This window comes from Shinella zoogloeoides (genome assembly GCF_030733845.1).
GTDB classification, from domain to species: Bacteria; Pseudomonadota; Alphaproteobacteria; order Rhizobiales; family Rhizobiaceae; genus Shinella; species Shinella zoogloeoides_C.
Genome location: NZ_CP132313.1, coordinates 423,787 through 442,047 on the forward strand (window position 1 = coordinate 423,787; position 18,261 = coordinate 442,047).

General features: G+C 59.3%; 23 protein-coding genes and 2 pseudogenes. 11 read left to right on the forward strand and 14 right to left on the reverse strand.

All coding sequences use genetic code 11. The annotated features are described in order from the left end of the window. Positions 1-142: 142 nt before the first annotated feature. The 5 genes from Q9316_RS24850 to Q9316_RS25790 all read right to left on the reverse strand — a co-directional run bounded on the left by Q9316_RS24850 (position 143) and on the right by Q9316_RS25790 (position 2,174). Positions 143-337: a DUF2934 domain-containing protein gene (locus tag Q9316_RS24850; protein ID WP_306035953.1), complete on the reverse strand. Its 195-nt coding sequence runs from the start codon at positions 335-337 to the stop codon at positions 143-145. A gap of 77 nt (positions 338-414) precedes the next feature. Then, positions 415-717 carry a DUF982 domain-containing protein gene (locus Q9316_RS24855; RefSeq protein WP_306035954.1) on the reverse strand — a complete coding sequence of 101 codons (303 nt, stop codon included), beginning with the start codon at positions 715-717 and terminating at the stop codon, positions 415-417. Between the two features lie 90 nt (positions 718-807). Further along, positions 808-1,191 (reverse strand): response regulator, encoded by a 384-nt coding sequence (locus Q9316_RS24860; RefSeq protein WP_306035955.1) that lies wholly within the window; start codon positions 1,189-1,191, stop codon positions 808-810. Between the two features lie 6 nt (positions 1,192-1,197). Next, complete coding sequence (locus Q9316_RS25785; RefSeq protein ID WP_371878062.1) at positions 1,198-1,731, reverse strand: HWE histidine kinase domain-containing protein; 534 nt, start codon at positions 1,729-1,731, stop codon at positions 1,198-1,200. Between the two features lie 59 nt (positions 1,732-1,790). After that, complete coding sequence (locus tag Q9316_RS25790) at positions 1,791-2,174, reverse strand: PAS domain-containing protein (RefSeq protein WP_371878063.1); 384 nt, start codon at positions 2,172-2,174, stop codon at positions 1,791-1,793. Positions 2,175-2,587: 413 nt separating this feature from the next. Here Q9316_RS25790 and Q9316_RS24870 point away from each other — a divergent pair, with 413 nt between their 5' ends. Both Q9316_RS24870 and Q9316_RS24875 read left to right on the forward strand, forming a co-directional pair. Further along, positions 2,588-3,100 (forward strand): ferritin-like domain-containing protein, encoded by a 513-nt coding sequence (locus Q9316_RS24870; protein ID WP_306035956.1) that lies wholly within the window; start codon positions 2,588-2,590, stop codon positions 3,098-3,100. Between the two features lie 632 nt (positions 3,101-3,732). Continuing rightward, positions 3,733-4,443 (forward strand): Crp/Fnr family transcriptional regulator, encoded by a 711-nt coding sequence (locus tag Q9316_RS24875; protein ID WP_306035957.1) that lies wholly within the window; start codon positions 3,733-3,735, stop codon positions 4,441-4,443. A gap of 15 nt (positions 4,444-4,458) precedes the next feature. Here the strand turns inward: Q9316_RS24875 and Q9316_RS24880 are convergent, their stop codons facing one another. From Q9316_RS24880 to Q9316_RS24890, 3 genes are all read right to left on the reverse strand, one after another. Further along, positions 4,459-4,692, reverse strand: coding sequence for a DUF6894 family protein (locus Q9316_RS24880; protein WP_306035958.1), 234 nt, complete (start codon positions 4,690-4,692; stop codon positions 4,459-4,461). Between the two features lie 128 nt (positions 4,693-4,820). Next, positions 4,821-5,054, reverse strand: a complete 234-nt coding sequence (locus Q9316_RS24885; protein WP_306035959.1) for a DUF2934 domain-containing protein — start codon at positions 5,052-5,054, stop codon at positions 4,821-4,823. Between the two features lie 117 nt (positions 5,055-5,171). Beyond that, positions 5,172-5,360 carry a general stress protein gene (locus Q9316_RS24890; protein WP_244763831.1) on the reverse strand — a complete coding sequence of 63 codons (189 nt, stop codon included), beginning with the start codon at positions 5,358-5,360 and terminating at the stop codon, positions 5,172-5,174. Between the two features lie 183 nt (positions 5,361-5,543). On the opposite strand from Q9316_RS24890, the gene Q9316_RS24895 reads away from it, so the two are divergent. Further along, positions 5,544-6,074: a sigma-70 family RNA polymerase sigma factor gene (locus Q9316_RS24895; protein WP_306035960.1), complete on the forward strand. Its 531-nt coding sequence runs from the start codon at positions 5,544-5,546 to the stop codon at positions 6,072-6,074. Here the strand turns inward: Q9316_RS24895 and Q9316_RS24900 are convergent. Then, positions 6,067-6,216, reverse strand: a complete 150-nt coding sequence (locus tag Q9316_RS24900) for a hypothetical protein (RefSeq protein WP_306035961.1) — start codon at positions 6,214-6,216, stop codon at positions 6,067-6,069. The genes Q9316_RS24895 and Q9316_RS24900 overlap by 8 nt on opposite strands. Positions 6,217-6,434: 218 nt before the next feature. Here Q9316_RS24900 and Q9316_RS24905 point away from each other — a divergent pair, with 218 nt between their 5' ends. After that, positions 6,435-7,025, forward strand: coding sequence for a response regulator (locus tag Q9316_RS24905; protein WP_306035962.1), 591 nt, complete (start codon positions 6,435-6,437; stop codon positions 7,023-7,025). Positions 7,026-7,150: 125 nt separating this feature from the next. Next, complete coding sequence (locus tag Q9316_RS24910) at positions 7,151-7,381, forward strand: hypothetical protein (RefSeq protein WP_306035963.1); 231 nt, start codon at positions 7,151-7,153, stop codon at positions 7,379-7,381. 16 nt (positions 7,382-7,397) lie between these two features. On the opposite strand, the gene Q9316_RS25795 is transcribed toward Q9316_RS24910, so the two are convergent. Both Q9316_RS25795 and Q9316_RS24915 read right to left on the reverse strand, forming a co-directional pair. Continuing rightward, on the reverse strand, positions 7,398-7,709 hold the full coding sequence (locus Q9316_RS25795) for a DUF982 domain-containing protein (protein WP_371878064.1): 312 nt from the start codon (positions 7,707-7,709) through the stop codon (positions 7,398-7,400). Then, positions 7,700-8,053, reverse strand: a complete 354-nt coding sequence (locus tag Q9316_RS24915) for a hypothetical protein (RefSeq protein WP_306035964.1) — start codon at positions 8,051-8,053, stop codon at positions 7,700-7,702. The genes Q9316_RS25795 and Q9316_RS24915 overlap by 10 nt, the downstream gene beginning before the upstream one ends. A 226-nt stretch (positions 8,054-8,279) precedes the next feature. On the opposite strand from Q9316_RS24915, the gene Q9316_RS24920 reads away from it, so the two are divergent. The 4 genes from Q9316_RS24920 (at position 8,280) to Q9316_RS24935 (ending at position 10,857) form a co-directional block, all read left to right on the forward strand. Next, positions 8,280-8,435, forward strand: coding sequence for a hypothetical protein (locus Q9316_RS24920; protein ID WP_306035965.1), 156 nt, complete (start codon positions 8,280-8,282; stop codon positions 8,433-8,435). 45 nt (positions 8,436-8,480) lie between these two features. After that, entirely contained in the window at positions 8,481-9,851 is a 1,371-nt protein-coding gene (locus Q9316_RS24925; RefSeq protein ID WP_306035966.1) for an NAD(P)/FAD-dependent oxidoreductase, read from the forward strand. Beyond that, a complete protein-coding gene (locus Q9316_RS24930; RefSeq protein ID WP_306035967.1) occupies positions 9,848-10,267 on the forward strand; it encodes a DUF983 domain-containing protein in 420 nt (139 codons plus the stop codon). Before Q9316_RS24925 ends, Q9316_RS24930 begins: the two co-directional genes overlap by 4 nt. A gap of 62 nt (positions 10,268-10,329) precedes the next feature. Further along, entirely contained in the window at positions 10,330-10,857 is a 528-nt protein-coding gene (locus Q9316_RS24935; protein WP_306035968.1) for a DUF4142 domain-containing protein, read from the forward strand. 29 nt (positions 10,858-10,886) lie between these two features. On the opposite strand, the gene glgA is transcribed toward Q9316_RS24935, so the two are convergent. The 3 genes from glgA to Q9316_RS24950 form a co-directional block, all read right to left on the reverse strand. Beyond that, positions 10,887-12,371 (reverse strand): glycogen synthase GlgA, encoded by a 1,485-nt coding sequence (gene glgA, locus Q9316_RS24940; RefSeq protein WP_306035969.1) that lies wholly within the window; start codon positions 12,369-12,371, stop codon positions 10,887-10,889. 59 nt (positions 12,372-12,430) lie between these two features. Further along, a complete protein-coding gene (locus tag Q9316_RS24945; protein ID WP_306035970.1) occupies positions 12,431-12,673 on the reverse strand; it encodes a DUF2934 domain-containing protein in 243 nt (80 codons plus the stop codon). Positions 12,674-13,542: 869 nt separating this feature from the next. Further along, entirely contained in the window at positions 13,543-15,735 is a 2,193-nt protein-coding gene (locus Q9316_RS24950; RefSeq protein ID WP_306035971.1) for a putative bifunctional diguanylate cyclase/phosphodiesterase, read from the reverse strand. Positions 15,736-15,990: 255 nt separating this feature from the next. On the opposite strand from Q9316_RS24950, the pseudogene Q9316_RS24955 reads away from it, so the two are divergent. Further along, positions 15,991-16,802, forward strand: a pseudogene (locus Q9316_RS24955) (chromate resistance protein ChrB domain-containing protein). Positions 16,803-16,807: 5 nt separating this feature from the next. Beyond that, positions 16,808-18,210 (forward strand): annotated as a pseudogene (gene chrA / locus Q9316_RS24960) (chromate efflux transporter). The last annotated feature ends 51 nt before the right edge of the window (positions 18,211-18,261 follow it).

Sequence of the window (18,261 nt, forward strand, 5' to 3'; positions counted from 1 at the left end):
CTGCTTGAATGACAATAGGATCGGTTTTCGAAATTCAAATGACGGCGGCGCCCATTGTCCGATTCCGTACAAACGAAAAAGGCCGCCCGGCCTTGCGAGGGTCGAGCGGCTGCGTGAAGAGTATTCGATCAAGGCTTGAGCCCTAACTCGGCGGTGGAGGGCGATTCTGCAGGTTATCAGGATCTCGTGCGCTCGCCTCCGACTCAGTGGCAGACTCGGCATCAACCTCTTCCTGAGCTTGAATCCAGTGCTCAAGCGTGACCCCGTCTTCAGAACCGTCGCGCTGCCAGATTTCGTTTGCACGTTCGCGGATTTTGTCCTCTCGGTCGTTGGTCATCGGGAACCTCCTGCTGATCGTGAAAACCAAACCGGCGGCGCGCGCGTATGTTCCAGGCGACGTTTAGCGAACTTACGCTAAGCGCTCATTCGCGGCGGCGAAGAAGGGCCGGACCAATGCCACGCTGGCGGAAGACCTTGAACGGGCAGGCCGGCCTCCAGCCACGCGGCGACGAATGCCTCGCGAGCGATAGCGACCGGCCTCATGCGATGGAGCGCAGCGCGGCATTTCTCCCGCGCGCGTTTGTAACGCTCGCCATGACGCAGAGGCCATTCATTTTCGAGAAAATCGACGGTGTCATGGACGCTCTCGAACGAGCGCGTTACTCCGTTGGGAAAGGACACCTGAAGGGGAACAGAGAAGTAGACATCAGCCAGCATCGCAATCCTCCTTTCAGCGACAATTCTGGCGCTACCAATTTGGTTGTCGTTGCCCGTTTTCAAGGGCAGCTCGCCACCATCGAGTGGAAGCTACGCAGTCAGTGCCAGAATCGAGTTTACGAGGACTTTCAAATCGCTCGGCTTCCCGATGTTGCGGGCGCCGGCGAGGGCGCCGTACCGAGCCAACTCCGCAGCATCAGCGGCGCTGGCAATGACGTACGGCACGTCGAGCAGATTCAGCCGCTCAGCCACGGGTATCACATTCTCCCTTCCGAGATTGACATCGAGCAATGCCGCGTCCGGCCGTTGTGTGGAAATCAGGCGGAGCGCATCTCTCACCGACCCGGCCGGTCCGAGCACCAAAAACCCTGCATCTTCCAAACAGGCCTTCAGCTCCAGCCCGATGAACAGCTCATCCTCCACAACGAGAATGGATCGCCTGCGTTCGATGGCATCTTCCGCAGGGTCGCTCATGAGGCCTCACAAGGGGATCTGGATTGATGCGCTTAAACCGTCTGGATGGTAGTGAAGTTCCACACGCCCGCCAATATGAGCGGAGGTTCCCTCTATAAGTTCCGTTCCATAGCCGCGCCGGCTCGGAAGCGAGACGGGCGGTCCGCCGATTTCCCGCCACTCGCACACAAGGTCTGAGGCCTCCTCCAACCCTTCCTCCACGGCCCAGGTCACATGGACCCGCCCGCCGGCGACAGACCAGGCACCATATTTCAGCGCATTCGTGCCAAGTTCGTGGAGGATCATGCTGATGGCGAGCACCCGCGAACTTGGAACCTGGATAGCGACACCCGTGCAGTCGAGCCGCCCCTCCCCGGCGTCTCCGACCGATTGACGAAGCAAGCCTTCAAAGTCGGCGGCCTCGTGGTTCGCGGCAATTTCCTGCGCGCGCAACGTCGCCTGGAGGCGGCCAAGCAGGGCGTCGCGGTATTCCACGGCCGTATAGTCATGCGTATCCGTCTGCATGGCGATGGCGCGCACGACAGCAAACAGGTTCGCCATTCTGTGCCGCGCCTCCGAAATGATGAATTCCTTTTCGGCATCCTGTCGTTGGCGTTCGGTCACGTCGTCAAAGATGACGAGAATGTTTGAGCTGTTGTCGTCCGGGTGAACCAGGCGCCGCGCGTCGACCAGAATGGTCCGTGACCGATCGCGGGAAAATCATGCGTCACCTCGAAGCCGACAACAGCCGCTGCCTTCGGAATCACGGCGGCGATCAGGTGGCGAAGCTCTGGAATGTCCCATTGACCATTGCCGAGCTCAAAGAAGTTCGTGCCAATGATATCATCTCGGTCGACCCTGAAGGTCTTGATGAACGCATTGTTCGCGGTGGTCACGCATAGATTCCTATCGAGCACCACCACGGCTTGGCTCATCGTATCGACGACACCCTGCGCCTGAACATGGCCGGCCTTCAGCAGCCGATACAAGTCTTCGAGCATCATGGTCTTTCCTTCCGCGCGGCCGAGGATCGATTTTGAATCTCGACCTCAGGGGATACTATTTCAAGCATGTGGCCATTGACAGGAGATTGTAATCGCCTGCTGCAGTCCGCCTTGTTTCCCGCTTCGATTTCCGTCCTGTGATAAGAACCTCGCGCATTCGCGGGGTGTTCAGTGCAGGGCAAATACTCTGCGCTGTGGCCTGCCGATGGCCTGTACTGCCCGGCACAGGGGCAACCACAAAGACTCGACCTATTTCAGGGCTTTCCCGCCATCGTGGTCAGGTAGGATTTGTTGCGATCGCACAGTGAAACGCGCACCTGGAGCGCTCGCACGAGAAGAGGCCTTGCAAAGGATTGCGTTGGAACATCCCCGAGACCCAGCGGTTAGGAGCGCTCCGAACAAAGGAGAGTATCATGGCTTCCGACCAGATCAGAGACGTTTTCATCGCCGGCCTGCGCAATGCACACGCGATGGAAAATCAGGCGCTCAGCATCATGAAACCGCAGGTCAAGAGGATAGAAACCTATCCAGAGGTGGCAGCGAAGCTGGAGCAGCACATTGCCGAGACCGAACGGCAGATCGTGCGCCTTGAGGACGTCCTAACCGGGCTCAATGAAGATCACTCCACGTTCAAGGATCTCGCGTTGTCATTTACCGGTGCTATGGCCGCGCTCGGCCACACCGTGGCGGGTGACGAAATCCTCAAAAACTCGTTCGCGAATTTTGCGTTCGAGAACTTTGAAATTGCCGCGTATCGCTCCCTACAGACGATTGCCGAGGCTGGCAGCTATGGCGCGGCGGTCTCTGCTATCGAAGCCAACCTTTCGGAGGAAAAGGCAATGGCGAGATGGCTTGAGGAGAATCTTGTCGGCGTTACCACGAGATTTCTTTCGCTACGCGAGGTCGGCGAGACGGCAAAGGTCTAGGCGCAGCAAATTTGTGCAATCCCGAAACATGTGGTTTCCATGGAGGTCGATATGTCAGACGGACCGATTTCTCCTGCCGTCAAATCCCTGCTCGCCGAGCAAGCGGACCAATCGGCGGCAGACAAAACCCGACTGGAAAAAGGGTTGGAAGATACATTTCCCGCTTCTGATCCGGTGTCGGCAACGCACACCGCGACCGCGTCGGCGCCGACGGACTCCCGACGAGGGTGAATTCCTCGGCCTACGTCCAATGAGGCAGCCGGACAGCCCTACCGAGTTTCAACGTGCGGAACTTCAATCGCTACAGCGCGACGTCGTTGCCCTTCGGGAAAAAATCACGACCACGAGGCACAGGCAGGTTGTGAGGATACCGGTCGTGTCCGGTGTTCTCATGGCCGTCGCGTTGCTCGGGGGCGCCGCGGTCGTGTTCTCCCGTGCCGCAAAGTGGTGAGTACGACCTCGCCCGGTCTTTAGAACTGGAACAGCGGCGCGCGAACAGACGGGTGCTTCTGAGCCGTTGGCATTTAGGCTGGCGCCTTTGCTGCGACACCGCCGGTACGAAAACCGGAGCTGATGGAACCGAAACGCATCAATGTGGTTAGGGGCCACGTTGACGGCGTGGAGGGTTCGACTTGCAACCAATATATGACGGGAAAAACGGCTTACTTGGAAATCTGCACGCGGATGATTTCGCCGAAGTATCAGCACGCCTTGAACGCGTTGAGCTGAACCAGGGGGAATTCCTGTTCAAGTCCTATGAGACCATCGACCACGTCTATTTCTTCGAGAGCGGGCTCTCATCGGAGATCGCGGGATCCAGGGGCGCTGAGAGCATAGAGGTGGGATGTATCGGCCACGAAGGGCTATCAGGCGTCCCAGCCCTCCTCGACGTTGACAGCAGTCCGCACTACGCGTTCATGCAAGTTGGCGGAACCGCACACCGCATAGAGACCTCTGCATTGCGGGCTTTGTCGAACAATCGACCGGCAATACGGCGGGTTCTTCTCCGCTTCGCGCACGTTTTCATGATACAGATTGCGGCCACCGCTCTCGCTGACGGCCGCTTTGGGGTCGAAAAACGGCTCGCCCGCTGGCTTTTGATGTGCCAGGATCGCCTCGGCGGAAGGCTGCCTCTCACCCATGATTTCTTTGCGCTTATGCTCGGCGTTCGCAGGCCGAGTGTTACCGACGCACTGCATGCGCTCGAGGGGAAGCTGCTGATCCGATCGGAACGTAGCCTCGTCACGATCCGCAATCGCGCCGGCCTTGAGGAATTGGCAGGTTCTTCATACGGACTGCCGGAATCCGAGTATCGACGTCTTATCGTAGATCGACAGCGCTGACCGGTGTCGCAACCTCTATTGTGGCCTGAGGGCTGAGCGAAATGGGACATTCGCCAGAACGCGGCCGTCCTCGTCTACGATATCGAAGGACTGGCCGTCCGGCTCATATCCCGCAAGCACCCGTTCCGCCATGATTTCTCGCGCCGCCATCTGCGCGTCGTCAATCGCCAATTCCAGCGTATCGAATTCAGACCCTTCGAAGTCCCGCTCCGTCTTTTCTCCGTCACGGATGTTGAAGAAGTATCGCACTGCCAAGTCCTCCTGCACAGCGCGCGAACAGTAAGCCCCCGGTGATTGTTCCCAAAAGATATCCGCACGGAATGAAAACGGATATTTGAGACACTGGAGCCGCCGGTCTCCTCGGCCCCGGCGCCCGTTCATTTTGGATTTGCCAGGGTTGCTTCTAATCTTGCCGGCGCGCGCTTCTTCCCACCACGGCCCGTATTGCCGCGCTCCTGTCCGGCCGACTGGTCGGGTCGCGGATACAAATCTTCGAAATCGGGCTGCTCGCCGGCGCGCTTCCAATGGTCTTCATGAAGACCCTCGGGCCTCCCCTCCTCTTCCCAGAATCTATACGCACGTTCGCGCTGCTCTTGTTCTCGGTCATCCATGGTTCGCTCCATGCGCCTTCTGGCGCAGCACACACCGTGCTCTGTCCGCATGCCCTGGGGTCAGGGCCTGCCGCCGCGGGCGCGCGGCGGCAGAAAAAAAGCATTTGCGTCAAGCGGCTAGCTCTGGCCGCCCTTGCGACCGGCTTCCGAGGCCTTTTCGGGGTCGTTCTTGAAACTGCCCCCGGATTCCTTGCCGCCCTTCGATGCGGCTTCGCGCTGCTTGTCCTCGTCCATAGAGGCGAAACCGCGCTTCGACGTATCGCCGCCGCTGTCACGGCCGCCCTTGTCCTGCTGCTGGTTCGGCATGTCTGCTTCTCCTGTTGTGATTTGCCCCTTGGTGGAGCGGCCTTCTAACCACGCTATTCGTGAGACGTTCCACGAAATCGACCAGAAAGCGCGGAGAGCTTTTGTGCCTGAGCGTTTCGCCCCGGCGAAACCTTCCGCCGCCATTGGCGTTAGCCCTTATTAATTATCCGGAAAACCGAGATCATGGCCCTCCCGATGCACGCCGCGGAAGAAGAATGCGCCGCCCTGAGCCAACAGGTCGTCGATCTCATTCCCGCACTCAGAGCCTTCGCCCGCACGTTTACGATCAACGCGACTGATGGTGATGACTTGGTGCAGGAAACGCTGTTCCGGGCGCTTCGTAGCATCGAGACGTTTCGCCCCGGCACGAGCCTTAAATCGTGGCTCTTCACGATCATGCGCAATACCTATTGCACGCAATATCGCAGGAAGGTTCGCGAACAGCCGGGTGCTTCTGACTGCATATCCTTGAAGCTCGCCGTGTCGCCAACGCAGGAGTGGTCACTGGCGGAAACTGACCTGAAGAAAGCGCTGTCACGACTGACGCGCAAGCAACGTCAGATCATCGTGATGGTCGCCGGGTTGGGGTTCAGCTACGAGGAGGCGGCAGGCGTTATAGGATGCGCGGTCGGTACCGTCAAAAGCCGCCTTAACCGCGCTCGAGAAGCTTTGGCGCGGGAGCTGGGCGGCAACCCTTTGGACCCTTCTACTTGATGCTCTCTTCCCGTTTATCCAGCGCGGCCTGAAGTGCCTTGGCGAGTTCAAGCATCCTGTGCGGCGTCGATTCTCGACGTATCTCTTTCATCAGGTCTTCGACCGCTTTGTCGGATTGTTTTGCAGCTTCCTGTTCGGCCATGTGCGCCTCCGGCTTTCATTCCTAATATGTACTACGGCGCGCCGTCCTCAATAGATCAATCCGATGCGATGACGTTCGCCTAACCACACTCCGTCAGAACAGTTCCAACAGGTGTGGATCGACGAGCGGAACATTCGCTCCCGCTCAAGGTTGTCGATATGCGGACTGGTCTGCGATTCGACGTTAGAACGAGTCAGCCTCCGCCTGAAGGGATGGTCGTGACAATCGTAAGTGGCTCTAAGGTTCTCATCGTCGAGGACGAGTATTTTATCGCGACCGAGCTAGAACGCTTTCTCGTCAAGCTCGGTGCAACCGTCCTTGGCCCGGCGCCTTCGATAGAACGAGCGGTCGATTACCTCGCTGACGCCGATGCAGCAATTCTCGATATTCGTCTTGACGGCAAGTACGTCTTCCCGTTTGCCGACGAGCTCGTTAATCGACATATTCCTTTCGTGTTTTACACGGGATGCAGCGACATCGCGATTCCGGATCGTTTTCGCTATGCCAGTTATCTGTCGAAACCGGCTGCGGCAGAAACCGTATACAGTGCGCTCCGTTTTGCCCTCGATCCAGGCCCTGCTGCGCAGAGCTCGCATGAAGGAACCGTATTCTCGGCGCTTCCTCAGCTTCGTCTGGCGGCGCGCCTTCATCTTAACGACCCACATGCCGCCGATCGTCTGGTCGAACTTACGCTACAAGAAGCGATAGACCATGCACAATCGAAGCCCCACGACGTTTCGATCAATGTCTGGTTGGGCCGCCTCATGGAAACCATTCATCGCAACAGGGGATCCAAGCTTCTCAGCTAAGCTGCGACGGTAGCAATTCGGCTGCCTACCCGCTTCGCGACGCCGGAAGACTGAGATGGAAGCGAAAGCCGGCAACAATAGGCACGATCGCCTCGCACGCGAAGCAATATTCAGGAGAAGACGAAATGGCGCACGATAACCTAAGCGACCCAGCTGCATTTGAGACCGCTCTCGCGACGATGACCGATGACGAGGTCTTCGAGGCGATGTCGCAACTCGAAGGCATGAGCGAGCAGAAGGAAGAAGACGAAAGGGCGCTTGCCTTCATCCAGCTGGCGGAAACCGAAATCGAACGACGGTTTCCAGGTCAGGTGCTTTCACCCTACAAAGCCTGGCAACGCCGCAAGATTCTGTAAAGGGGTCGACGTGAGGCTAGTGGATCGTAACCGCCACCTCGGCTTCTCGTGCCGCGGCAATGAACCTGGATTGGGCCTCTTCATCACTCGCGCGGCCTTGAACCGCATCAGTGCAAACCTTGAGGGCTTTGCGAAACGCCTTCCCGGAACGCCTCGGCCAACAATGCACCAGATACTCTGCAGCTTCCAACGAGTTTTGGACGACCACAAATGACGTGTCGTGATTGTATGTAACAACCACCGCACGCGGCCAGTTTTTTACGTCGCCGAACAGCACGGTTCGTCCTCTCTTTCCAAATATTTCAGCGCCTCCGCGGATCAAAGCCACCCCAAGGCGAAGGCGACCCCTGCGAACACGAAGACAGCCGCCGCGAATACAAGCGCAATGCCGACCACCGGTATCTTGGTTTGAGGCGGATGGTTTGCCGGGAAAATCGGGCGCATGGCTGAGCCTTCGTCCCCAGAGACATCCGGGCGCTTCCCCTCAAGCTGCGTCCTGCGCGCGGTCTCGATCATCCTGCCATCGAGGGGCGTGCCCGCCGCCTCGGCGTCGGTCTCGAGCGGCACGAGAGCGGGATCAAATCCAGGACGCTTGTCACCGGTAAGCCCCGCCTGAATATCGCCGCGAACCTGCGCCGGGTTGAGACCATCAGAGATAGGCCGTTCTTTCATGGGACGCTCCTGGGGTGCTTGAGCGGCTAACCGCGAGCGGCAGGAATGGTTTCCTTTCTTCGAGCCACCTCTTCCTGTCACGGCCATCCATGCCACCCGCAGTCGGGCAGGAACAAAACGGCCTACGGCAGGTTAGCGGCCGTCTTTAGCGATCCGGAGGTTCTCGTGCGATTCATTCCAACTCGCGCCCACGGTTTTTCTCGACTATCTCGCGGGCGGCCTGCTCTTGGCCCTCGATGTCACAGGCAATGGCGGGTTGGCTCTGATCGCATTCGGCGCCTTCAACATCCTCTACAGCCTGCTGACGGACGATGAGTTCGGCGCGGTCCGGTTTTTTGAGGCTGCGCTTCCGGGCTGCGTCAAGGTCGTCCTCACACCGTGAACATCTTGTCTTCGTGCAGACGCCGGCCGAAAGGGAACCAACGTCATGTCACAACCACACACCAAACGGGCCGCGCATTCACGGCCCAGGGTCGTTATTGTCGGGGCAGGATTCGGAGGACTTGCCTGTGCGGGCGGCCTTGGCAATACCGACATCGATGTCACAATTATCGATCGGCGCAACCATAACCTCTTTCAACCCCTGCTTTATCAGGTCGCGACCGCCGCTTTGTCTCCAGCCGATATTGCAGAGCCTATGCGGCGGACACTAGGCCGGTTTCGCAATGTTCGGGTCACGCTGGGAGAAGTCGATGGCATCGATCCTACTCAACGCCGCGTCGCGCTGAAGGATGGGGACTTCATTCCCTATGAGACGCTCGTGATCGCAACTGGCTCCGAATACAATTACTTCGGAAAGAACGAGTGGAAAGCCTACGCTCCCGGCCTCAAAACCATCCATGAGGCGCGCTTGATCAGGCATCGGTTGCTGGCAGCCTTCGAGCGCGCCGAGCGTATCTTCGATCCGGTCGAGCGCCGCAAGCTTCTAACCTTCGTGATCATCGGTGGAGGACCGACCGGCGTCGAGATGGCAGGAGCGATCTCGGAACTGGCGCGCTACATGATCGCCCGCGATTTCAGGACGATCGGCGAAAGCGATTTCGAGGTCATTCTCATTGAGGCCGCGCCGCGCATCCTGACCGCGTTCCCGGAAAAGCTTGCTGCCTATGCTCACCACTACCTGAATGGTATCGGCGTTCGCATCATCACGGACCGCCGGGTCACGGCACTCGATGACCGTTCGGTTTTCCTCGATGGCGAATGGATCGACACAGGGTGTGTGATCTGGGGCGCGGGTGTTCGCGCCTCGCCGGCGGCGGACTGGCTGGGCCTTGCCGGTGGCAGCCAGGGACGGATACCGGTCGAAAGCGACCTGTCGGTAAAAGACTATCCCGATATCTATGCCATTGGTGACACCGCACTCGCTCTGGACGAGAACGGTGCAGCACTCCCCGCGTTGGCGCAGGTCGCCAAACAGCAGGGTATCTACCTCGCCCGGCGGATCAAGAATGAGTTCGCCGGATCCCGCGATATCCAGCCATTCCGATTTCACAATCGCGGCAACACCGCGGTGATCGGCCGAAACGCCGCGATCTTCGATTTCGGAAAGTGGACACTGAAAGGCCGGCTTGCCTGGTTCCTGTGGGCGTTCGTACACGTCTATCTGTTGATCAACTTCGAGAAGCGCCTGCTTGTCACCGTTCAATGGGTTTTTCGCTATTTCACAAGACAGCGCGGCGCCCGGATAATCGACGAAGACCATATCCCCTCAGGAGGCGACGGCGCACGAACGCAGCCGGTACACGAGCCGGAGCCAGGAAGAAAGGAGCGGTCGCAATCTGAGGAGCATCTACCATGAGCGCGACGACGGAGTGGCCGCCGATTTCGCCCTATCGCACAGGGATCAGGGGTCTATGTCCCCGTTGCGGTCGAGGACATCTGTTTAATGGCTACCTCACCTTGAAGCCAGAATGCGAAGTCTGCGGGCTCGACTATTCATTTGCCGATCCCGCGGACGGTCCTGCCTTCTTCGTCATCTGCTTCACCTGTGTCCCTGCCGTGGCGTTCGCGACTTGGCTCGAAGTGGTTCACAGCCCACCCCTATGGATCCAATTCGCGACGACGGGTCCGCTCGTCCTGTTAGCCTGTCTCCTTCCTCTCCGGCCACTCAAAGGATGGCTAGTAAACAGCCAGTATTTTTACAAAGCTGAGCAGGGCGTCCTGGACCTGGAAAATGACCCCGTTCACAAGCCGACGCCGAACGACGCGGACTAATCTAGGGAACCAAAAGGACGATTGGAGGTTCGAAGGACCGGCGAAACCAGAGAGGTAAAACCATGCAGTATCGCACCTGCAGCCGAGTAACCTCGCACGCAATCGGCCTTGCTGTATGCATCTGGACATCAAGTGCGCTGGCGGAGCCTGCCGCACAATTCGTCGATGCAGCCGCTTCGCTGAACCAGTTTCTCATCCAGTCGGGTACGCTTGCCCAATCGAGGGCCACCAAACCGGCGACGCGAATCTACGCAAATGAAACCGTCGAGATCATCGCCGCTGCCGAAAAGGAGCTTAAAGCTTACGCAGAAGCTGAGAAAGCGGCGGTCTCGTCCAGCCTGCCAGCCGAGCAGGCTCAAGGCCTCAAGGCGCTTCAAGAGGCCCCAGCAGCCGACTTCGACGCCGCCTACATGTCGGCGCAAATAACGACCCATGCCGAGATCAAGAAACTCTACCTGACATTCATACAGGACGGCATCGCCGGCAAAGTTCGCGCCTATGCCGAAAAGACGTATCCCGAGCTGCACATGCTTGAAGTGAGGGCGCTATCGCTGGCTTCACCGGCTACCTTGACGGACGGCGAGCAATAGTTCGAAGCGAACGACCCGAGATCTGACCGCTAGGCGTGGCCCGCCGAGGCTGGCGCTGAACCGCCCGTCGACTGGTGCCAAGCCGTCCAAACTGCTTCGAACAATTGGGCATATTGCGCAGCACTCCGTTCCCAGGAAAAATCCGCCTTCATCGCCTGTCGTTGGAGACCGGACCAAGAGCTTCGGTCAGAGTATGCGTCGCATGCGCGCCGAACGGCCTCACGAAGACTGTGTGGCTCAACCGGGTGAAACTGGAAGCCTGTTGCGACTTCCCGCGCCATCGCGGCATCGTTGGCGTCAATTATCGTTTCGGAGAGCCCACCAGTGCGGCCGACGAGAGGTATGGCACCATATCGCATGGCGTAAAGCTGTGTCAGGCCACAGGGTTCGAATCGCGAAGGTTGGACAAGGATATCAGATCCCGAAACGATCAGATGAGCCAAGTCCTCGCTGTAGCCGACGTGCAGGCCGATACGCTCATGATGGCGTTCCGCACAATTCTGCAGAGCTGTTTCAATCGCACGGTCCCCCTGCCCGCAGATTACGAGATGTCCCCCATGCGCGACGATCTCTTCCACCGCTTCCGGCAGCATGTCCGCGCCCTTTTGCCATGTTAGGCGCGTCAACGCTGCAAAGAGAGGCCCCCCATGATCAATGAGGCCGAAACAGCCAAGCAGCGCGGCACGGTTCTGTTGGCGACGTGCCAGTGACCGAACGTCATATGTCTTTGGAAGATGCGGATCCACTGCCGGATTCCACACCTCGGTGTCGATTCCATTGACGATTCCGTAGAGCGCCGACCGACGCGTCTGCAAGACGCCATCGAGCCCCATGCCCAGCTCTGGTGAAAGGATTTCCCTTGCATAGGTGGGGCTGACAGTCGTCACAATGTCCGAACAGGTAAGGCCACCTTTCAAAAAACCGATGCCGCCGTAGTACTCCAGGCAATCGATATCGAGGGCCGACGACGGCAGTTCAAGTTGCGGTGCGATATGGAAAGCGAATTGCCCTTGAAAAGCGAGATTATGGATCGTGCACACGACGGGCAGTGTGCTTGCGTACTTGTGTCGAAGATAAACCGGGAGAAGTGCTGCCTGCCAGTCATGGACGTGAACGAGATCGAGCTTCAAATGCGGCAGTTCACCAAGGCCAATCCGGGCACCTGCAAGAGAAAAAGCAGCAAAGCGCAGCCAGTTATCGGGGTGATCGCGCGCATGTTCATCGAGATAGGGGCCTCCGGCCCGATCGAACAGTTCGGGGATTTCGAGGACAAGCAGGTCAAGACCTTCGGTTTGCGCACGCGTCACAATCGCGGTGTGGCCGAGCACCCCCTCGAGGCGGCCGGCTTCTTTCCTGTGAGGGAGTCGTGCGAGAACCTGAGGATAGCCCGGCACGAGCGATAGAACCCTAATGCCTTGGGTAGCCAATGCCTTTGGGAGCGCTCCGGCGACGTCAGCCAGACCACCGGTTTTAATAAGCGGATAGATCTCGGACACGACAGAAAGAACGTGCATAGCCGGAAGGTGAATCTCTGTTGCTCACAAACGTCGCCGCGGCGCGGGGGTATGGCCGCTCAGGCAGAAGCGATCCGGTTGGTGCTCGCTTCTCGGCGCTTATGTTTCCGGGAGGAAAGAACAACACGCGATACGGCAAGAGGCACCACCACAGCTGTTTTTCGAGTTCGGGTTTCCTGCAGACGAGAATTCACGCGGGCTAGCGCCATCTGCCAGTGCTCGTGATCCTGACCGTCAGGCCGGCCCGCCGATTCCCAAATTAGATATGCTTCAGTGCGAACAAGCTCTTCAAAATCGACCATGGCACGTCCCTCGCTCGCTGGCGTTCTGCCCGGATCGAGGCCTTGCCCCTCCACGGACTGGTTTCAGCCCTAACCTGACGGAAGCGCGTTTGTTCCTGGCATTTCAGATTTGACCCACCCTTTGTCTCTCCGCCAGAAGCCTCGTGGCAGGCGGCCGCTTACTCGGAGCACGGGCCGCGCAAGCAGCCACCAAGGCCGGCGATTAACAAAGAGAGAACCGGCCTGCCGGGAGGGACATCATGACCGGCGCTTGCTAACCAGGCGAGAGGCGATCTGTGCCACGTAACGTTCAGTAATACAGCCTCCGTACAAATGGGCCTCCCGCACTGCGCTCCTAAGCCAATGATCGGGCCGCTGGGCTAGTGATCCGATCCCCGTCGCTGGATCAGATTTCCAGTTCTGAATGAGCTTCCAACCGCCGATCAGCCGATCAAACCCGTAGCCTCACTGAGTACCTGAAATCATCGGCTAACGAACAATCGAAACATCAGGGTCGCTCCCGCTACGCCGTTAGCAGTGCATGCAGGAAACGAAATTCCCCTCATCAGAAAGCATGCCCGCCAAGGCCGAAAGAACTCGGATTTTTCTGGCCAATGCACACGCCCGAGGGAACGGCGGTCGCTGTCGTTGTCTATGCCAGCATCCTATGATCGTTCGTCGGATCGCTGAAGGGCCAGAGGCCGTTGGTCGAAAGCATTGCAAGCGGCAAATATGATCGAGAGAGCGCAGTCGGAGGTTCTTTCGCGCAGATCACGGAAGACGATTTACCTGCTATTAGGGCCAACGAGACGATCGCCGACGATATGCACTAGCATGCGACGCCTGGGTGCCACGCCAGAGCGGCGCCGACGCGCTGCTTCGCACCCGTCCTACAATGCGCGACCGATACCGGCGTCACTCGCCAACATCGCATCGATCGCCGCTGCCGGTACCGGCCTTGAAAGCAGATAGCCTTGCACATCATCGCAGCCAAGGCGCTGCAGCACTGCGTTTTGCTCGGGGGTCTCGATGCCCTCAGCCGTCGTTCTCAGTCCCTTGGCCTGCGCGAGTTTGATCATCGCGCGCACGATCTCCTCATTTCCACCGGGTTTGCCGAAGCCGTCGACGAAGCATTTATCAATCTTGATCCTGTCGACGTCGAGGCTTTGCAGTCTCCCGAATGATGAGAAGCCCGTACCGAAATCGTCGAGGGCAAATCGGATTCCAAGTGCGCGCAGCGCAGCGATGTTCCGTTCGCAGTGACCGGAGTTGTCGCCCAGAGCCGATTCTGTGATCTCGATTTCCAGTCGTGTCGGATTAAGGCCCGCGGCATTCAGCGTGGACAGGACGCGCATTGCATAGGTCTCGTTTCGCAATTCGATGGCAGAGACGTTGACGGCCACCGTCAGATCCGGCCAATGCACTGCGGCAAAGCAGGCCTCGCGCAAGACGAGTTCTCCGAGAGGCTCGATCAATCGCGTTTCCTCTGCCACCGGAATAAAGACGTCTGGAGGGATCGCCCCCTTTTGCGGATGCCGCCATCGCACGAGCGCTTCGACACCTTTCAACACCTGATCCTTGGCGGAGTAGACAGGCTGATAATGAACACTGATCTGGTGGCCCTCAAGCGCAATGCGCAGGTCCTGTTCCATCTGCCGGCGCGCTCTGACCAGTTCATCCATGTGGGATCCGAAGATGGCGTATCGGTTTCGTCCTGCAGCCTTGGCGTGGTAAAGCGCGATGTCGGCCTTTCGTGTCAGTTCACTTGCATCCCTGCAGTCCTCTGCCGCAATCGCGACGCCGGCGCTCAGTCCAATAGTGATCGGGTGCCCTTGAATAACGAAGGGGCGCCGGACCGCAGCGACCAGCAACTCGCACAGCCGTTCGATCGACTCGATGTCGGCGGCGGTGACGGCTACGGTGAACTCATCTCCGCCGACACGTGCGGCCATGCCCGCCGATTGGCCGATCGTATCTTTCAGACGTGCGGCAACCTCGATCAGCAAGGCATCGCCAACAGGATGGCCCAATGTGTCGTTGACCTCCTTGAAGCGATCCAGATCGAGATAAAGCGCGGCAACTGTGTCGGCCGGTCGGCGCGTTGCCAGCACTGATCCCAAGTGGCGCGAAAAGGATGCGCGATTGGGAAGGCCGGTCAATCCGTCGCTGTGGGCCATATGTTCCAGTTGCCGTCGGCTTCGAATGAGATGGGAGGACCGCCGCCATGCAAGCGCCCCCAGAAACCCCGTCAGCCCCAGAAGCAAGGCCGCGCCGCCGGCGAGAAATGGCGTCGCATTGCCAAGTACGGCTGTTCCCGGCCGGAACGGCTTCCAGGTCAGGTAGCCGATGAGTTTGCCCGACACGGTGCGCAATGGCGCACGGCTCTGGCTGTCGCCGACCGCGCCGATACGCGTGAACTGGAGATTTTCGAAAAGATAGTCCCTTCCGATCGTGTCGAGGAAATTCCCGTCGAGAAAACGAACGGCAATATGGATGAATTCTTGTCCCGGCACCTGCTCGATATTCCCGCTATCGGAGATGATCGGCTTAAGGCTGATGATAGCAGGGCGAGCTCCGATCGATCCGATATCGCTTTCCCCTATGCTCAGCACATGATCATCGACCCCAGTGTCGTCTTGCCGCACCAGACGCGAGCGGAGTTTCTCGATCAGCGGCCGGGCCACATCCGCGATGCGAGCGTAAGCGGCATGCCGATCCGTTTGCCCGTCGAGAAAACCGAGCAGGATGTCGTCCTTCGGGCTGACGATGAATGCGCCGTCATGCTGGAAATAGGTTTGCATCCATTGGCCGAGATTGTTTTCCAGCCACTCCCGATCGGGCGTCTGGTTCATCACTACGCGCACGGCATCATCCCAGACCGAGGAGCTTTCCTGGTCGTGTGCGATGTCGGCCTGCATGTTGGAGACGATCAGAGTGACGAGCTGGCTCTGACGTTCCTGCGCCAGATAATCCGACTGTCGCGCCGACCAGGTCAACGCGAGATACAGCGCAAAACTCAGCCCCATAGCAAATGCGAGAGGAACTGCGAAATTCAGGATGAAGCGGAGTTGACGGGGAGGCATGGAGACTCTTGGTTGAAAATTCCAGGCCGAGACTAAAGATAGCTTGATTAACGCTCGGCAAATTTCCTTTGTACGGTGGCGTACACTTCCGGACACTATTCTCTCTCACAAGGACCGACGCCCTCGGAGGAAGCTCATATCACGGCTGATCGCAGGTCCACGATTTAAATTCTCGCCCATGGGGTAGCGATCGCCCCACGAGGCCACGGCCGAAGAATCGCGTCCTGTGAACCCGAGAAACCGGAGGGACGCGCCATGCCGTCATTTCTTGAAATCACGCCCGAAAAACTCAACCGCATCGTCGGCACGCCGAACGCGTCGGTGATTGTCGACGTTCGCAACGACGAGAATTTCGCTGCCGATCCTCGTCTGCTGCCCGGATCGATACGGCGCGACTACCGCGCCGTGGCGGATTGGGCGGAACGCCTGGCGGGGCCATCCGTCGTTCTGTGCCAGAAAGGCCAGAAGTTCAGCCACGGTGTCGCCGCGCATCTTCGCGCCCTTGGCAAGGCTGCCGAGGTTCTCGAAGGCGGCTTCGAGGCCTGGCGCCCGTCGAAGGCCACCCTTGTCCCCGAAGAAAAGCTGCCGCCTCGCGACAACCGCGGGCGAACGGTCTGGGTGACCCGCGCGCGGCCGAAGATCGACCGTATCGCCTGTCCCTGGCTGATCCGGCGCTTCGTCGACCCGTCCGCAGTCTTCTTGTTTGTGCCGGCCGCGGAGGTATCGGCGGTCGCCGACCGCTTCAACGCTGCGCCCTTCGACATCGATGAGGCCTACTGGAGCCATCGTGGCGAGCTTTGTACCTTCGACGTCATGGTCGAGGAATTCGGCCTGGGAACCGATCCCATGCTCCGCCTCGCGACGATCGTCCGGGAGCCGACACGTCGAGACCCGATCTTGCCCCCGAAGTGCCGGGACTGCTTGCCGCCTCGCTCGGTCTGTCGCGCATGTTCAACGACGACCTCGAGCAGCTCGCGGCGGGCATGACGCTCTACGATGCCTTCTATAGATGGTGCCGGGACGCGACCGACGAAACGCACAACTGGCCCAACCCGAGGAAGGCGTGAACGCCATGACAGACCTTGCAAAGACCAGCGTCCGCCTGGATGCACCTGTCGGAGACATCGTTCCGCTCTCCGAAGCCGTGAAGGTGTGGGCTCGTGTGGCCGCGCTCAGCTTCGGTGGCCCGGCCGTCCAGATTGCCGTTATGCACCGCATCGTCGTCGACGAGAAGCGCTGGGTGGGCGAGCACCGTTTCCTGCATGCGCTCAACTACTGCATGCTGCTGCCGGGGCCGGAGGCCCACCAGCTCGCCATCTATATCGGCTGGCTTCTCAACAAGACCAAGGGCGGCATGATCGCCGGCCTGCTGTTCGTTCTGCCGGGGTTTCTCGCCATCCTGGCGCTCAGCTACATCTATGTGATTTTCGGCGACATCACTGCGATCGAGGGCATGTTCTTCGGACTGAAATGCGCGGTGCTCGCCGTCGTGGTCCAGGCTGTCTTCCGGATCGGCAGCAGGGCGCTGAAAAACAACGTCATGGTCGCCATCGCGGCGGCAGCGTTCGTCGCGATCTTTTTCCTGCACGTGCCCTTTCCGCTGATCATCATCGCGGCCGGGCTTGTCGGCTACATCGGCGGGTGGGCGGGTCTTGCCGCGTTCAAGGCGGGCGGCGGGCACGCGTCGGGATCGGGCAGGATACTCGAAGACAGGGATTCCGTTCTCGGCGAGGATATCCCGCTACACGCCAGGCCCAATCTCACCTGGTCGCTCAAGATTTCCGGCGCCCTGGCGGCACTTTGGCTCATTCCCGTCGCGGCGCTGATCGTCGCGCTTGGCTGGGACAACGTGTTCTCGAAGATCGCTCTGTTCTTCAGCCAGATGGCCGTCGTAACCTTCGGCGGCGCCTATGCCGTCCTCGCCTATTGGCTCAGGCTGCCGTGGAAAACTACGGCTGGCTTCGCCCGGGCGAAATGCTTGACGGCCTTGGCATGGCAGAGACGACGCCCGGTCCGCTCATCATGGTGACGCAGTTCGTCGGCTTTCTCGCAGGCTATCGCGATCCGGGGTCCCTCTCCCCGCTGGCGGCGGCGACGCTGGGCGCGATCCTCACGACATGGGTAACCTTCCTGCCGAGTTTCCTCTGGATATTCGCCGGCGCGCCCTTCATCGAGAAAATGCGTGGCAACGCGGCGCTCGGCGGGGCGATGTCGGCTATCACGGCGGCGGTCGTCGGGGTCATCCTCAACCTTGCGGTCTGGTTCGGTCTGCACGTGCTATTCGCCGAGGTCGCACCTGTGGTGCTTGGTCCGATCACCTTGGACGTACCTGTCCTCGGATCATTGCTCGTGCCCTCGCTGGCCCTAGCCCTGCTGGCCGCATTCGCCATCTTCCGTCTCAAGCTCTCCGTAATCATCACCCTTGCCATTTCGGCGGCGGTCGGGATTGGATGGCGATTGGCCATGCGGGGCTAAAAATCGTGCGTCCATGGAGGGAGATGACAGGGACGAAAGCGGGCCGGGAAG

What these genes read in the sequence shown, in the direction of transcription:
- Q9316_RS25790 (WP_371878063.1), bottom strand. Translation starts at nt 2,174, where the DNA reads ATGATGCTCGAAGACTTGTATCGGCTGCTGAAGGCCGGCCATGTTCAG.
- Q9316_RS24910 (WP_306035963.1), top strand. Translation starts at nt 7,151, where the DNA reads ATGGCGCACGATAACCTAAGCGACCCAGCTGCATTTGAGACCGCTCTC.
- Q9316_RS24890 (WP_244763831.1), bottom strand. Translation starts at nt 5,360, where the DNA reads ATGCCGAACCAGCAGCAGGACAAGGGCGGCCGTGACAGCGGCGGCGAT.
- Q9316_RS24860 (WP_306035955.1), bottom strand. Translation starts at nt 1,191, where the DNA reads ATGAGCGACCCTGCGGAAGATGCCATCGAACGCAGGCGATCCATTCTC.
- Q9316_RS24930 (WP_306035967.1), top strand. Translation starts at nt 9,848, where the DNA reads ATGAGCGCGACGACGGAGTGGCCGCCGATTTCGCCCTATCGCACAGGG.
- Q9316_RS25785 (WP_371878062.1), bottom strand. Translation starts at nt 1,731, where the DNA reads ATGGCGAACCTGTTTGCTGTCGTGCGCGCCATCGCCATGCAGACGGAT.
- Q9316_RS24935 (WP_306035968.1), top strand. Translation starts at nt 10,330, where the DNA reads ATGCAGTATCGCACCTGCAGCCGAGTAACCTCGCACGCAATCGGCCTT.
- Q9316_RS24925 (WP_306035966.1), top strand. Translation starts at nt 8,481, where the DNA reads ATGTCACAACCACACACCAAACGGGCCGCGCATTCACGGCCCAGGGTC.
- Q9316_RS24945 (WP_306035970.1), bottom strand. Translation starts at nt 12,673, where the DNA reads ATGGTCGATTTTGAAGAGCTTGTTCGCACTGAAGCATATCTAATTTGG.
- Q9316_RS24915 (WP_306035964.1), bottom strand. Translation starts at nt 8,053, where the DNA reads ATGAAAGAACGGCCTATCTCTGATGGTCTCAACCCGGCGCAGGTTCGC.
- Q9316_RS24870 (WP_306035956.1), top strand. Translation starts at nt 2,588, where the DNA reads ATGGCTTCCGACCAGATCAGAGACGTTTTCATCGCCGGCCTGCGCAAT.
- glgA (WP_306035969.1), bottom strand. Translation starts at nt 12,371, where the DNA reads ATGCACGTTCTTTCTGTCGTGTCCGAGATCTATCCGCTTATTAAAACC.
- Q9316_RS24850 (WP_306035953.1), bottom strand. Translation starts at nt 337, where the DNA reads ATGACCAACGACCGAGAGGACAAAATCCGCGAACGTGCAAACGAAATC.
- Q9316_RS24950 (WP_306035971.1), bottom strand. Translation starts at nt 15,735, where the DNA reads ATGCCTCCCCGTCAACTCCGCTTCATCCTGAATTTCGCAGTTCCTCTC.
- Q9316_RS24900 (WP_306035961.1), bottom strand. Translation starts at nt 6,216, where the DNA reads ATGGCCGAACAGGAAGCTGCAAAACAATCCGACAAAGCGGTCGAAGAC.
- Q9316_RS24855 (WP_306035954.1), bottom strand. Translation starts at nt 717, where the DNA reads ATGCTGGCTGATGTCTACTTCTCTGTTCCCCTTCAGGTGTCCTTTCCC.
- Q9316_RS24885 (WP_306035959.1), bottom strand. Translation starts at nt 5,054, where the DNA reads ATGGATGACCGAGAACAAGAGCAGCGCGAACGTGCGTATAGATTCTGG.
- Q9316_RS24895 (WP_306035960.1), top strand. Translation starts at nt 5,544, where the DNA reads ATGGCCCTCCCGATGCACGCCGCGGAAGAAGAATGCGCCGCCCTGAGC.